This is a genomic window from Nannocystis exedens (genome assembly GCF_002343915.1).
Lineage (GTDB): Bacteria > Myxococcota_A > Polyangia > Nannocystales > Nannocystaceae > Nannocystis > Nannocystis exedens.
Genome location: NZ_NETK01000001.1, coordinates 2400577 through 2414141, shown reverse-complemented (window position 1 = coordinate 2414141; position 13565 = coordinate 2400577). Strand labels below are relative to the sequence as shown.

Here is a 13565-nt window from a genome sequence, read left to right as displayed (position 1 = left end):
CGCGCCGGGGCCTCTCGCCGGTCCGCGCCCGCAGTCTGGTGATTCGCCGATGTCCGGTGAATGCGCGCACTGCCCATTGGTGGCAGTGCCTGGCCGCGCGCCGCAGCCGGCGTGCGGCCGAACGCGGCGCCGCCGCGCCGGATCGACGCGGCGGCCGATCGCCGGCGAGGAACCCGCCGGTCAGCCGGCGCTGCCCTGGACGTACTGGAATGCCGGCACCCCGCCGGCGGCCCACACGGCGACGATCTGCCCGGGCAGCTTCCACATGCTGTCCAGGTCGAGATCGGCGGTGCCGGAGAAGCCCTGCTCCAGGGCCACGAGCAGGCTCGTGAAGCCGAGGTTCAGCTGCTGCTGCGCCGCCGCCAGCCCGCTGCTGCCCGTCTGGGGGTAGGTGCGCAGCGGGCCGCCGCTCTTCAGCATCGCCTGGACCATGCGGAAGCGGGCGAAGTGGCTGACGCGATCTTCCAGGTCGCCGAGGTCCTCGGGGCGCAGGTCGGGGGCGATGAACGGCCCGCGGCTGCCCTCGCCCTGGCCGATGATGGCCTGGACGATCCGGTCGGCCTGCTTGCGCGCCGTGGCGCTGTCGCCGGCGATCACCGCGCTGAAGCCGGTGTAGTCGTCGTCGGGGTAGGACGGATCGGCGAACTCGCTCTTCTGCCGGTGCTCGGCCGCGGGGTCGTAGAGCTCGTCCCACAGCTGATCGAGGCCCTGCTCGATCGCTTTGTAGAACTGGCCGATCGAGTCGTAGACCGGCTGCGGCCCGTTCGGCGGCGGATCGATCTTCGGCTCGGGGGTCTCGATCGCCGCCAGCAGCGCCATCTGCGGGGCGTTGGCCGGCCCGAGCTGCACCGGCAGGTGCACCCCGATCCACGGCGGGAACCGGTCGTAGCGCGGGGCCCAATCGCCGGTGAACTTCGGCGCGTGGCCCCGCGCGGCGAACAGGGCGTTATACAGGTTCGCGGCCAGCTCGAGGTGCAGCATCTCCTGCACCGCGATCGAGTAGATGTTGTTGAACGCGAGCTGCTCGCGGCTGCGGTTGGGGTTCTTCGGGCTGCGCACCGGCGTCAGCGTCGGCGGGTGCTGGGCGTCCGACCCGGGGACCTGCAGCGAGTAGGCGGCCGTCAGGTAGAGCGGGATCGTCCACAGCTCGAGGTAGACGGCCTTCTGCAGGTGATCGAGCAAGGCTTCCCGGGTCCAGGAATCGTTACGCATTCGTGACTCCGATTCGACAGTCCAACTTCGAGGTCATGCACGGTATCACGGCATGACGGTGCCGTCAAAGGCGGCGCGCGTGACGAACACGCCGAAACGCTCGCTCCGGGCGCCCGCCCGCGCCCGCCCGGCGCCCGCGGGCACTGTACGTATTCGCTTGCGGCGGCGCGTTCTTGTGCGACGAATCCGGATTCACGCGTCCGGCCTTGCTGCCTGCGGCTCGCGCAAAAGGCCGCCGCAGCCCCGATTTCGGCGCATCGCCGGCTGCGCGTCGAGCATTCGCGACGGGGCTCACGGGCCCGGGTCCGTGGCCGCGGGCGCGGCGTACGTCGCGGCGTAGGCGTGGACGAGCGCGGCCAGGGTGGCGAAGTCGACCTTCAGGCCGTGGGCCGAGACGCACAGGCCGTCGGCGCCGAGCTTGCGATTGGGACCGCGGGTCCAGCGAGCGGTCCGCGTCAGGGGCAATCGCCGCTCGACCTCCGGCGCGACCGCGATCACGAGGAAGCTCTGGCCGTTGAAGGTCCAGGTGGAGAGCCGCTCGATCGCGGGCCAGGGGATGAACGCCCGCGCGACGCGGACGTCGCGGAGGCCCGCCGGCGAGATCGTGATCACCGCCTCCGGCGTGAACCATTGCCGCAGCACCACGACGGAGCAGGAGCCGAAGAACAGCGCGCCGACGATGCCGAGGCCGCGCACCACGGGGTCGCCCGCGAGCTCCGGGACGATCGGGACGACGAGCAGCAGCGAGAGCGAGGTCATCACCAGGCCGGCCGCGAGCACGCCGAACATCTTCAGCGGCGAGTGGAGGAGCTCGAGCGTGCGCGAGGTGTCCACGAATTCGTTCGACGAGGGCGCCGGCATGACCGATCCATGGTGGCTCGGGGGCCCGCGCGCGTCGAGCCGGCCCGCGCGATCACGGCATCGAGCAGGCGTAGAACGCCGTGAAAACGTCCTCGCAGCCGGCCACCACCGGGCGCTCGGCGTCGTCGCAGGTGAACGTCGGCTGCTCGCCGGCGCACGCCCGCAGGTCGGAGAACTCGGCCTTGCAAGCGCCGACCTTGCTGGCCTCGCAGCCGGCGACGCACTCCGCCTCGTCGGGCGGACCGCCGGCGCACATCGGCACGATCACGAAGTCGCAGATCGCGTCGCACTCGAGGCACGGCTCGGGGAACACCTCGATGCGGTGCCACATGCCCTCGCTGCAGGTCCACTTGTTACAGAACAGGCACTTGTCGGAGCAGTCGGTCGAGCACGAAGCGCCCTCGGTGGTGCAGGGGTCGCCCTCGAGCGGCGGGTCGTTCGGGTCGCACGCATCCTCGCCGCACTCGGGGCCGGGGATGTTCTCGAACGGCACCCACAAGCCGTCCTCGCACCGCGTGCCCATGAACGCCACGCACGGGTCGTCCTCGAATTGGCAGACCTCGTCCTGCGTCGTGCAGGGCGCGCCCGCGGGCGGCAGCATGCCCTCGCAGGCCACGGGCTGATCGCCGGTCGCGGCGGTGGTCGGCGCCGTGGGATCGGTGGCGGTCGCGTCGGTGGTGGTCGTCGCGGTGCCGGTGCTCGCGTCGGTGGTGGTCGTCGCGGTCGACGTCGAGGCGTCGGAGTCGGAGTCGCCGCTGCCACCGGGGCAGGCGGCGAGCGTGAGGAGGGCGGTGGACAGCAGGGTGAACCAAGCGAAGCGCATCCGCGGAAGATGCCCGAGCGATCGAGCCGGCACCAGGCTCCGGCGAGCGGGCGGTCCGTGAGGCGAGGCCGCGCGGGCGAAGGCGGCCGCGCACGCCCGGGTGCAGTAAGATGGTCCGTAGACCGCATGTCGTCCGCAGCCGACCCCATCCATGCCATCGACGCCGAACTGGCGTTTTCGCGGAGCGAGGATGTCTCGCTCGACGCGCGCGGCCTGCGACGCGCGCGGACGCTCGACCCGGACACGCGCGCCGACCCGCGCTCGTACGATCGGCGGACCTGTCGCGCCCACGATTGCTCGGCCCCGGGCGGCCTGCAGCCCGACCTGCGCGAGCACGGCTTTTCGCACATCGACCTGTCGCCGCGGCGCGAGCTGCAGGCCGCGCTCGAGCGGGTGCGCGTCGCCGGTCGCCTCGGCCCGGCCGACGTCGCCGAGCTGCGCCGCCACCTGCTCGGCCGCACGTTCGCGCTCCCGGGCGGCGAACGGCTGTGGCTGCTGTTCATCGCCCGCGAGGGGTTCTTCATGCGCCGCGCCGGCCCCAACGGGATCGCGCTGGCGCGCGAGCCCAACCCCGAGATGAACGAGCACGACGCGGCGGTGGCGGTCCACGCCGACCAGGACGTCGAGGGCACGCCGCTGCGCCAGCTGCTGCACGGGGCGGCGCCGTGGCTGTTCCGCCACGAATCACCGCACCGCCGCAATCGCCTGTCGCGTCTGGCATTGATCAATGTGTGGATCCCGCTCGACCAGGTGACGCGGCCGCTGGTGCTGATGGACCGCCGCTCGCTCGACCGAAAGAACCACCAGCTGCGCTACGGGCTCATCACCGACGCGATCCTCCGGCGCGGCGAGGACATGCGGGTCAACGACATCTGGACGTTCTTGCACGACGACGCGCAGCGCTGGCACTTCACGTCGGAGATGGACGCGAGCCGGGCCTACGTGTTCGAGACCCTCGCCACGCCGCACGGGTCGTTCATCCTGCCGGGCGAGGAGCGCGCCGAGGCCCGCTACCGCCAGCTCCACGAGGTCGTCGCCGCGGCGCGACGGGGCGACGCCGAGGCGGTGACGCGCGCCCTGGCGCTCGCGGACGACGGCCGCTGGCGCGCCCCCGCGACCGCCTCGCTGGCGCGCGCGATCGCGGCGATGGAAGCGCTGCTCGCCGAGGCCCGCGCCGATCCGTCGGCGCGGGTCAATTCGAACTGGTGCACCCGCGCGACGGCGGCCGCCGAGCGGGTGGTCCGCAAGTCGATCGAGATGCGGGCGGTGGCGCTGCTCTTGCCGCGGCTGTGGCCGCGCTCGCGTCGCGGCTAGCTCGCGTTCGGGATCGACGCCCCTGCACCGTCAGCCCGCGCTGATCGGCAGCGTCATCACCGGGGCCGAGGTCCTGACGTCGGTCGACAGCAGCTCGACCGTCTGGCTGAGGAACGAGAACGTCGACTTCGAGTCGAGGTCGGTGTCGTCGATGTACCACCAGCGCCCGCGGTACGACACCGCGACGAACGCGTCGGAGGGGCGGCGATCGGCGTGATGGACCCGCATGATCTTGCCGGTGACGCGGGTCCAGTCGAAGGCGGCGCCGTCGGCCCCCTGGGTCCGCGTGACCTTGCCGCGGCGGAGGTCGAGCTCGGGCGGGTCGACGCCCTGCGAGGCGTAGTACATCGCGGCGAGGAGCGACCGGGTCACGAGCGGCACCAGCGACGGATCGTTCGAGCGCAGCGTCGCGCCGAACAGCAGCGTCGTGGTCGGTTGCGGCAGGCCGAGCACGCGGGCCAGCTCGGCGACCTGCGGGTCCTCGGCGCGCGACGGGTCGATGTGAATGACGAGGACCGGGACGTCGCCGCGGCGAGTCTCGCCGAACTCGAGGTGACCGTCGCGCCACAGGTTGCGCAAGATCTCGCAGGCGCGGAAGAAGTCCTCGTACTGCGGCGCGTTGTCCGGCGTCGGCCCCGACGCGCGCGGGGCGTTGGGCAGCGGGCCGATGCGCTGGACGAACACCTTCAAGATCCGGTCGATCGCCCAGCCCGAGTGGTAGAGCAGCAGCAGGACCCGCGGCTCGATCGGGGTCATGAAGAGCTGCCCGAACCGGCTGCCGTGCAGCGGGGCGTAGGTGATCGTGGGCCGCTCGGTGTAGAGCACGCTGCCGCTCGGGGTCACGGTGTTGATGCCGCCGGCGTTGCCCGAGACCCCGGTGCCGAGCTCGAGCGACAGGCTGGTGGCGATGCTGGTCACCTCGAGGAACAGCGGCGGGTCGCGGTAGCGCAGGCGGACCAGGTTCAGCAGCAATTGCTCGGCGTCGGTCCGCTGCACGGTCTGGTTGTATTGCCCGCGGCCGTACTTCATGGACTGCGGCCCGACGGTCTGGCAGGCGATCAGGGCGAGCGAGAGGGCGAGGAGCCGGCGGGCGAGGGACACGGCGCGCGAGGGTAACGCGACGGTCGCCGGCTGGGTATCTGCGAAGCGACCGCGCGGCGATGGACCGGGCTGGGCCATGGCTTGCGAGCGCCGGGCTGAGCCGTTTTCCGGCGCACGAGAAGCCGAGTGAGCGGCGAGCTCACGGATGAGCCCGGCCGGGGTGTTCACAGCAGAACTCCGGGGCGCGGGGCGTATCGTGACCCCTTGTCGCTCTCCGGCTCGCGCTGGGAGTCTGGTGATTTTCGCGCGTCATGGACGCGGTTGGTGGGTACGGATTGTTCGTAGGCGGGCACGGGCGGTGAGAGTCCCATCATATGTCTTCAAGGACATGAGAACGTCGCGGTGAGGCCGTCGCGGGCAGTCTGCGCGACCGTTGGAGAGCGACAGCGGGTGAACGACGGTCAACAGCCCGGTCCTTGGCCAGGTCGGCGGGCATCCGTCGGGCGGGAGAGCGTGACGTCGGGCGAACGCGAATTCGTGGTCTCGGCCGGCGAATGTGGCAAATTGGTGCTTCTTCGCGGCGCGACGGATCGGCGCGGCATCGGGGCATCGCCGGTGGCGCGATTCGAACCTTCCGCGCGGACGGGAGCGAGCAGGATGAGGCGACGGATGTTCTTGCGAGGCGCGGGCGGGGTCGCGGTCGCGTTGCCGTTGCTCGAATCGCTGGTCGGGCGGCGGGGCACGGCGCGAGCGGCTGAGCCCGGTAACAGGCGGCTCGTCGTGTTCTTCACCTGCAACGGCGTCAACATGGAGACATTCTTTCCGCAGACGCCCGGCCCGCTGACCATGGAATCGCTGAAGGGGTCGGCGCTGGAGCCGCTGGCCGCATATCGCGACAGGCTGCTGATTCCGCGAGGTCTGCACATGGTGCCGAAGGGGTGGGGGCACGATCCCGGCACCGCGGGCAACGACCACGCCATGGGCATGGGTCACAAGCTCACCGCGCAGCCGCTCGATCCGGACACGCTGTATGCGACCGGCATCTCCGTCGATCAATTCGCGGCGGCGCAGCTCAATCAGGGCGGGCGACCGTCGCTGACGCTCTCGGTCGGGTGGCGGCACCCCGACCACCTCGGCCACATCTCGTACGCGGGCAGCGGCATGCCGGTGACGCCCGAGGGCAACCCGTGGCTGACGTACCAGGACCTCATGGGCCTGGGCGGGCTGTCCGAGCTGGAGAAGCTGCGGATCGCCACGCGACGGCAGAGCGTGCTCGACCTGGTCGAGGACGAGTTCAAGGCGCTCAAGGCAAGAGGGCTCGGCCACGCCGACGCGATGAAGCTCGAGATGCACGCCGACTCGATCCGCGACCTCGAGGTCGAGATGGCCGGCAACGGTTTGGTCGCCTGCGCCCTCGACCCGGCACGCGCGGCCGAGCTCGAGGCCGTCGACCCCGACTCGGTGCTGCTCGACGCGCAGTTCAAGGCGATCGGCCGCATGCAGCTCGACGTGCTGGCGATGGCGATCGCGTGCGGGGCGACGAACGTGGCGACGATCCAGTGGGCCTCGGGCTCGGGCGGCCCGATCTACCAGTGGGACGGGATGGACCACGAATACAACCACCACAAGCTGTCGCACGGCAACACCAAGGACGACGACAGCGGCGAGGAGGTGGTCGGGTACCGCGAGATGCTGTCGCAGATCGATCGCTGGCACGCGTCGCAGTTCGGGTACCTGCTCGATCGCCTGTCGGCCTACGAGGAGGGCGACGGCACGGTGCTCGACCGCTCGGCGGTGGTGTGGATGCACGAGCTGTCCGACGGCAAGATCCACTCCTACGTCGACCTGCCGACGGTGATCGCCGGCAGCGCCGGCGGCTACCTCAAGCAGGGGCACTACATCGACCTCGTCGCCGGGCAAGATCCGTGGGACCTGCGCTACCCGCACAACCGCCTGCTGGTCACGCTGCTCAACGCCGTCGGCTGCAGCGGCGACGCCGGGGCGCCGATCACCGAGTTCGGCCGCAAGGGGCTCGACGAGGGCGAGTACAGCGAGCTGCTGGCCTGATTGTGACGCCGTACGAGCCGACCCGTCGGCCGGTAAGGGACGCCCAGCTCGTCGACGTCGCAGGCGTAGCGCCCTCGCCGAATGCCGTCGCTCCCGCGAGCGCTGCGAACAACCGCGCGAGAGCGTCACGCTCCGGGAGCGGGCCCCCAGTGGCCCCGTGTCCCCGCAGGTGCCCCGGAGCGGCGAGGTCCTCGACCACCGGCTCCGCGCCGGGTGCTCGGCGGGCGTCTCCACTCGCTGTTGCCTCGAAACGATGGGGCGCGGTCGGCGCCACGATCTGCGCGCGATGATCGGGCCAGGGGTGCAATTGATCTACCGTGGACGGTCACCCGTCCCTTGCGAAACCTCCGCGCCTCGTCACGTCAGGCCGTCTCGGGTCGCTTCGCGTGTTCTTGCTGGCAATCGTCCGTGAAGCGCTCGGAATCAAGCCACGCCATCATCATGTCCCTTACCCGACAATTCGTCGCCAGTGAGACTGCCCACAACGTGCCCACCCACGGGCGGGGCGCGCCGCGGCCAACAGAGTTGGGCCTTCTGCGGCCAGTCGCACGACTTCAAACGTCATGAACAACACCACCCTGGATCTTCGTTGGATTTACCTCTCTACGCTGCTGCCCCTGCTGCTCGCCGGCTGCCCCGCGGAGCCCGGCCCGGCGATGGAGACCGACGGCTCGGCGACGACCGGGACGACGACGGACGAACCCACAGCCACGGCGCCGACGACCTCGACCGGTGATCCGCCCGTGGACCCCACCACGCCTACCACCGGTCTGGGTGAGGACACGACCACCGGCACGGTCGACACGACCGGCCCGGTCGACACGACGGACACGGTCGACACGACGGACACCGTCGACACGACGGACACGGTCGACACGACCGGCACGGTCGACACGACCGGCACGGTCGACACGACCAGCGGTTCCACCGACACGACCACCACGACGACCGACACGACCGAATCGAGCAGCTCGAGCGACGGGACGACCGCGGGAATCATGTGCGAGCCGGGGGCGACGCTCGTCTGCCCGTACTCGGGCCCGCCCGGGACGCTGGGGGTCGGCGCATGCAAGGCGGGGCAGCAGACCTGCGCCGAGGACGGCATGAGCTGGGGGCCGTGCGAGGGCGAGGTGACGCCGACGATCGAGGCTTGCCCCACGCCGGACATCGACGAGAATTGCGACGGCCTGACGCTCGGCGGGCCGGCGAGCGAGTGGGGGCTGGCGGCGGGCAGCACGGGCTACGACGCCGGATCGAGCGTGGCGATCGACAGCACCGGCGCGGTCGTCCTGGGGGCCGAGAGCGAGGCCGACCTCGACTTCGCGTGCGGGCCGCTGGCGGGCCAGGGGTTGCTCGACGCGATCCTCGCCAAGTTCAGCCCGGGCGGCGAACTGCTGTGGGTCAAGCGGATCGGCGACGACAAGCACCAGCGGATCTCCGCCGTAGCGATCGACAGCCAGGACAACATCGTCGTCACCGGCTACTGCGACGGCGCGGCCGACTGGGGCGGCGGGCCGCTGTCGGGCGGGGACGAGATGGACCTGCTGCTCGCCAAGTACGACGTTGCCGGCAATCACTTGTGGAGCCGCTGCTTTACCCACCACGGCAATCAGTGGAGCGGCAACCCGGTGGCGATCGGTCCGGGCGACGAGATCGTCACGGGGTGGGGGCTCTACGGCACCGTCAACTTCGGCGGCGCCGACCTGTTCGCCGCCGACGAGGACTTCGCGCTGGCGACGTTCACCCCCGACGGCGACCACGTGTGGAGCGCCAGCTTCGGCACCGACCACCTGGACTACGTGGTCGCGCTCGACGTCGACGACAGCGGCACGATCATCGCCGCGGGCGACACGCCCGAGGGCACGATCGACTTCGGGGGCGGTCCGCTGCCGGGCGGCACCTTCCTCGCCGCGTTCGACCTCGCGGGCCAGCACCGGTGGAGCCGCACCTTCCCGCACCAGATCGGCGCCCTGCGGCTGACGAACGTCAAGTTCGACCCTGACGGCCGCCCGGTCGTCACCGGCGTCTATTACGAAGATCAAGTGTTCGGCGACGCGGCCCTGCCGTTCCTCGGCGGCCTGCTCGACAACTCGTCGTTGATCAGCCAGTTCGACGCCGACGGCCAGCAGCTCTGGACCACGATCCACGGCAAACAGGGGACCGTGGAGCTCATGGGGCTGGCGATCGACGACACCGGCACGATCGCGCTGACCGGCAACTTCGAGGGCGACGCCGAGCTCGCCGGCGTGCCGCTGCAGGGCGGTCCGACAGAGCGGGGCTTCGCGGCCCGGCTCGCCGGCGATGGTACGTACATCGGCCACCGGGCGTTCGGCGGCGGCGGGGCGTTCTCGTACAGGGCGGCGAGCGACCCGCAGGGCGCGCTGGTCGTGACCGGCTGGTATGAGGAGCCGATCGACCTCGGCTGGGGCCTCACGCCTTACCTCGGCTCCCTCGATCTGTTCCTCGCGCGCTTCGAGCTGTGAGCCGACGGCCGCGTTTCGCTCGGGTGAGCTCGATTGCGTTGCGTGAACATCGAGCCGCTCGCACCTGCCCGGCGTTTCGATCTGCCGAGGCGAACGCGGCCCATGCGGGCCGGGCATTTCCGTGATCTTCTCGTCGGTCGAGAGGGCGGGGCTCCCGAGCTCTGCTCGATCACATTTGGGGAGCTCGGGTTCGCGCCATTCGTCACCGGCGAGCAACCAGGTCTGCGACCGCTCGCCCCGAACTTCAAGATGCGGACCGCCGGCGTCGTGCTCATGGGGGGCGCAGCCCTCGCTGTTTTTTAATTCTCGCCAGCGATCGTCGGCAGCCCGGCGATCACTGGACGAGCATATGCTCAAGACTACCAACGCATCGCTTATCCTCGCGTTCCTCTGTCCGGCGGCGTGCGTCGATTCCGACGCTGAATCGCCCGCCATCGCCGCGCGACCCGAGAGCGAGCGGCTCTCGCGTCCCGTCGTCGACGCCCGCCTGCAAGCCGCGCTCGATGAGGGCCGCGACGGCGCCGTCATCGAGCTCGACCTGCGCGTCGACGTGCCGCGGTTCGCTCCGCCGGAGCTGCCGCCGATGACGGCCACCATCGACGTCGCCGACGGCCTGCCGCGCTACACGCTCGACGGCCAGCCGGTCGACGAGGAGCGGCTGCGGGCCCGCACCGACGCCGATCGCCGGGCGATCGACGCCGGTCTGACGCGTCAGTTCGAGGCCCGTCGACGTCTGGTCGCCGCCGCGATCGCCGACGGCGGGGTCGAGGACGCGGTGGTCGAGCGCGGCGACACCTGGTTCCGCGTGCGGCTGCCGCGGGAGCGCGCGCAGGCGCTGCTGCGCGCGCTCGACGGCCGGCTCGAGTGGGCTCGCCTGGCCGACGACGGGCAGCAGCACACCGGTCTGCGCAACAATACGCACGACGGCAACCTCAACGGCAACGCCCTCGATGAAGGCGAGGACGGCGCGCTGGAGCGGATGGGCATCATCGACTTCGCGCACGCGTACGACATGCGCGGGCAGGGGATCGGCATCTGGCACAACGAGGGCTTCGCGCCCTGGCCGTACCGGCCCGAGCTGATGGACGCCGACATCGAGTACCTCTCGACCGGCCACTGGCAGCCGGTGCTCAACGGCGGCTCGTGCCGTTACGACGAAGAGTGCTGCTCCGGCCAGTGCACCGGCACGCTGCTGTTCAAGACGTGTTCGGGCAACGCCTGCTCGTGCGGCGTGGACCCGCAGGGCAACTGCATGGGCGCGCCGCGCGGGTTGGAGCACGCGACGCTCGTCGCCATGTGCGCCCACGCGGCCGCGCCCGACGCCACGATCTATCACACCACCACGACCTTGGAGGACTGCATGCTGCACAGCGCCGTCACCGCGCAGACGTCGCCGCCCGTGTACGTCGGCGCGCAGGCGTGGAGCTTCGTCAACAACGACGACACCAACGGCAGTTACAACGGCCTCGGCCACTGCATGGCGGAGTGGGACGACTACATCCGCACCTCGCGGATCGCTCACTTCTCCTATGCGGGCAACGATGAGGCGGTCCGCGTCTTCATGCCGGCGCGGGCCTACAACGTGATCGGCGTCGGACGCTACGACCATTACCTCGAGGACATGGTCGAGCCGTCGACGTTCCTCAACCCGACCACCGGGCTCGAGAAGCCCGAGATCCTCGCGCCCGGCACCAACCTCACGCTGGGGCCGGACGTGACGACCGGCGGGACGAGCCTGTCCGCGCCGCTCGCCGCCGGTTTCGCCGCCGATCTCATGAGCGGCTCCGCGTTTTTCCGCAACCAGCCGCAGGCGGTCAAGGCGTACATGATCGCGGGCGCCCACAACGTCAAGTACGGGCCCGGCTTCAGCTCGATCAACGCAGCGCGCGACGGCGCCGGGCGCATCGACTACCTCGATACGTACTTCTACCGCTCCGGCAAGGTGTGGAACGGCGGCAACGACGACTTCTTCGACGCGCAGGAGAAGATCGTCGAGACCTACACGCTGCAGGCGGGCAAACGCTATACCGTGGCGATCGCGTGGCTGGCCGACGGCGAGTGGGCGTCCTTCCAGACCCTCGATCCGTTCGGGCTCAACCTGCCGACGCTGAGCCAGCGACTCAAGCTGACCGTGTCGCGACCGGGGTACGGCAGCTGGAGCGAGTATGTCCCGGAGAACAACTTCCAGCGCGTCGACCTCGTCGTGCCCGCCGGCGGCACCGGGCCCTGGACCGTCACGATCGAGCGCATGTACAACGCCGGCGTCGACGGCGTCGACCTCGCGCTGACGGTCGGCGAGCACGACAACTGACGGGCGGCCGCCGCGGGCCCGATGCCGACGCTCCGGGCCCGCGTCCGCGCGTCACCACCAGTTCAGCTGGAAGCGCTGGGCGCCCGTGTCGTTGCAGTCGTAGTGCCACAGCTGCACCCCGTCGGCGGCGCTGCTGTTGGGCACGTCCATGCAGCGGCCCTTCATGCCGCGGAACGAGCCGTTCTTGTCGAGGCGCCACTTCTCGCTCTCGCCGCCGTCGCACTTCCAGATGTGGTGGCGGTCGCCGAGGTTGCCGTTGCCGCCCTCGATGTCGTAGCAATAGGCGGTGTTGCCGGCCGAGCGCAGCTGGCCCGCGCCGGTGTAGATCCACGCCTGGTTGGGGTCGCCATTGCACGACCACTGGATGATGTCGGTGCCGTTGGAGTAGGCGCCGTTCCACACGTCGACGCACTTGCTGCTGGCGTCGTTGACCATCTGGAACTGGACCGGCACCGAGCCGCGCAGGCCGACCAGCGGGAGCTTGTCGTCGAAGGTGTCGGCGCTGTCGCGGCTGATCATCGACGCGCCCCAGCCGATCGCGAGGTACATGCGCCAGAACTCGTCGTACTCGTAGTCGTTGCTCCACAGGTTCAGCAGCTGGCGGTTGGCGTCGGCGCGGGCGGCGATGCTGTCCCAGCCGGCGGGCGAGCCGACGTTGCCGCAGATCACCCACTTGTTGGTGTCGTACTCGTCGAAGTCGTTGGCGTTGCCCCACCAGTCGAAGTCGGCCGGGCTGTCGGCGTTGGGACAGACGAAGAAGTTGGCGTTGTAATGGTACCGGCGGACGTAGTTCTCCTGATAGTCGTTCTTGTCGCCCGTCGGCCCGCCCATGATGAGGACGATGACCTTGCCCTGCAGCGCGCTGAGGGACGGCCAGCCCTGGAAGTAAACGCCCTGGCGCAGGCTGTCGTAGCCGGTCCAGGCGCGCAGCTCGTTGGGCCGGTACAGCTTGCTGCCGAGCACCTCGGCCACCTGCGCGTGCAATTCGTCGTACTGCGCGTCGCCCCAGGCGTAGGGGCTGATCGCCTTGAGATCGATCTGCACCGTGATCGGCAGGTGGCCGGGGTTGTAGTCGCTCCAGTTGCGGATGTCGTGCAGACAGTCGCGCAGGTAGCCGCCCTGGCCCCAGCGACAGTTGTTTCCGGTGTCGCTGTCCAAGAAGTCGTGCTTGACCGGGAACTGCTTGACCCCGCCGACCTGCTTGTATTCATGAATGTCGAGCTCGAGCGCGTAGAAGCCGTCCCACAGGGCAAAGTCGAGGTTGGGGTATTTTTCGGTGTCGCCATAGGTGTTGTGCGGGCGGGCGAAGTACACGTCGTTGTAGGAGTCGCTCCACCAGTATTCGAGGGCGCTGGGGGCGTCGGCGAGGGCCGTGACGGGGGCGGCGGCGACGGCGAGGCCGGCGAGCAGGGCGAGCGAGCAGATCTTCGAGTGCGTCATAAGCATCCGGGTC

At 70.2% G+C, this 13565-nt stretch carries 9 protein-coding genes; 4 read left to right on the top strand and 5 right to left on the bottom strand.

Translation table 11 applies throughout. The features are described 5' to 3' along the window. Nucleotides 1-180: 180 nt before the first annotated feature. From NAEX_RS09390 to NAEX_RS09380, 3 genes are all read right to left on the bottom strand, one after another. Nucleotides 181-1212, bottom strand: a complete 1032-nt coding sequence (locus tag NAEX_RS09390) for a ferritin-like domain-containing protein (protein WP_096327166.1) — start codon at nt 1210-1212, stop codon at nt 181-183. Nucleotides 1213-1503: 291 nt separating this feature from the next. Then, complete coding sequence (locus NAEX_RS09385; protein WP_096327165.1) at nt 1504-2073, bottom strand: STM3941 family protein; 570 nt, start codon at nt 2071-2073, stop codon at nt 1504-1506. Between the two features lie 52 nt (nt 2074-2125). Then, a complete protein-coding gene (locus NAEX_RS09380) occupies nt 2126-2896 on the bottom strand; it encodes a hypothetical protein (RefSeq protein WP_096327164.1) in 771 nt (256 codons plus the stop codon). A gap of 126 nt (nt 2897-3022) precedes the next feature. Between NAEX_RS09380 and NAEX_RS09375 the strand changes: the two genes are divergently transcribed. Then, complete coding sequence (locus NAEX_RS09375) at nt 3023-4210, top strand: hypothetical protein (protein WP_096327163.1); 1188 nt, start codon at nt 3023-3025, stop codon at nt 4208-4210. A gap of 30 nt (nt 4211-4240) precedes the next feature. Here the strand turns inward: NAEX_RS09375 and NAEX_RS09370 are convergent, their stop codons facing one another. Then, on the bottom strand, nt 4241-5311 hold the full coding sequence (locus NAEX_RS09370; RefSeq protein WP_096327162.1) for a hypothetical protein: 1071 nt from the start codon (nt 5309-5311) through the stop codon (nt 4241-4243). A gap of 720 nt (nt 5312-6031) precedes the next feature. Here NAEX_RS09370 and NAEX_RS09365 point away from each other — a divergent pair. From NAEX_RS09365 to NAEX_RS09350, 3 genes are all read left to right on the top strand, one after another. Next, entirely contained in the window at nt 6032-7318 is a 1287-nt protein-coding gene (locus NAEX_RS09365) for a DUF1552 domain-containing protein (RefSeq protein ID WP_245913653.1), read from the top strand. Nucleotides 7319-7881: 563 nt separating this feature from the next. Continuing rightward, nucleotides 7882-9801, top strand: coding sequence for a hypothetical protein (locus NAEX_RS09360; protein WP_096327160.1), 1920 nt, complete (start codon nt 7882-7884; stop codon nt 9799-9801). A gap of 349 nt (nt 9802-10150) precedes the next feature. Next, nucleotides 10151-12112 carry a S8 family serine peptidase gene (locus NAEX_RS09350; RefSeq protein ID WP_096327158.1) on the top strand — a complete coding sequence of 654 codons (1962 nt, stop codon included), beginning with the start codon at nt 10151-10153 and terminating at the stop codon, nt 12110-12112. Nucleotides 12113-12163: 51 nt separating this feature from the next. Here NAEX_RS09350 and NAEX_RS09345 read toward each other — a convergent pair whose 3' ends face one another. Then, entirely contained in the window at nt 12164-13558 is a 1395-nt protein-coding gene (locus NAEX_RS09345; RefSeq protein WP_096327157.1) for a Ca2+-dependent phosphoinositide-specific phospholipase C, read from the bottom strand. Nucleotides 13559-13565: the final 7 nt, after the last annotated feature.

Coding starts and splice junctions, on each gene's coding strand:
- NAEX_RS09390 (WP_096327166.1), bottom strand. CDS start 1,212: ATGCGTAACGATTCCTGGACCCGGGAAGCCTTGCTCGATCACCTGCAG.
- NAEX_RS09385 (WP_096327165.1), bottom strand. CDS start 2,073: ATGCCGGCGCCCTCGTCGAACGAATTCGTGGACACCTCGCGCACGCTC.
- NAEX_RS09380 (WP_096327164.1), bottom strand. CDS start 2,896: ATGCGCTTCGCTTGGTTCACCCTGCTGTCCACCGCCCTCCTCACGCTC.
- NAEX_RS09375 (WP_096327163.1), top strand. CDS start 3,023: ATGTCGTCCGCAGCCGACCCCATCCATGCCATCGACGCCGAACTGGCG.
- NAEX_RS09360 (WP_096327160.1), top strand. CDS start 7,882: ATGAACAACACCACCCTGGATCTTCGTTGGATTTACCTCTCTACGCTG.
- NAEX_RS09350 (WP_096327158.1), top strand. CDS start 10,151: ATGCTCAAGACTACCAACGCATCGCTTATCCTCGCGTTCCTCTGTCCG.
- NAEX_RS09345 (WP_096327157.1), bottom strand. CDS start 13,558: ATGCTTATGACGCACTCGAAGATCTGCTCGCTCGCCCTGCTCGCCGGC.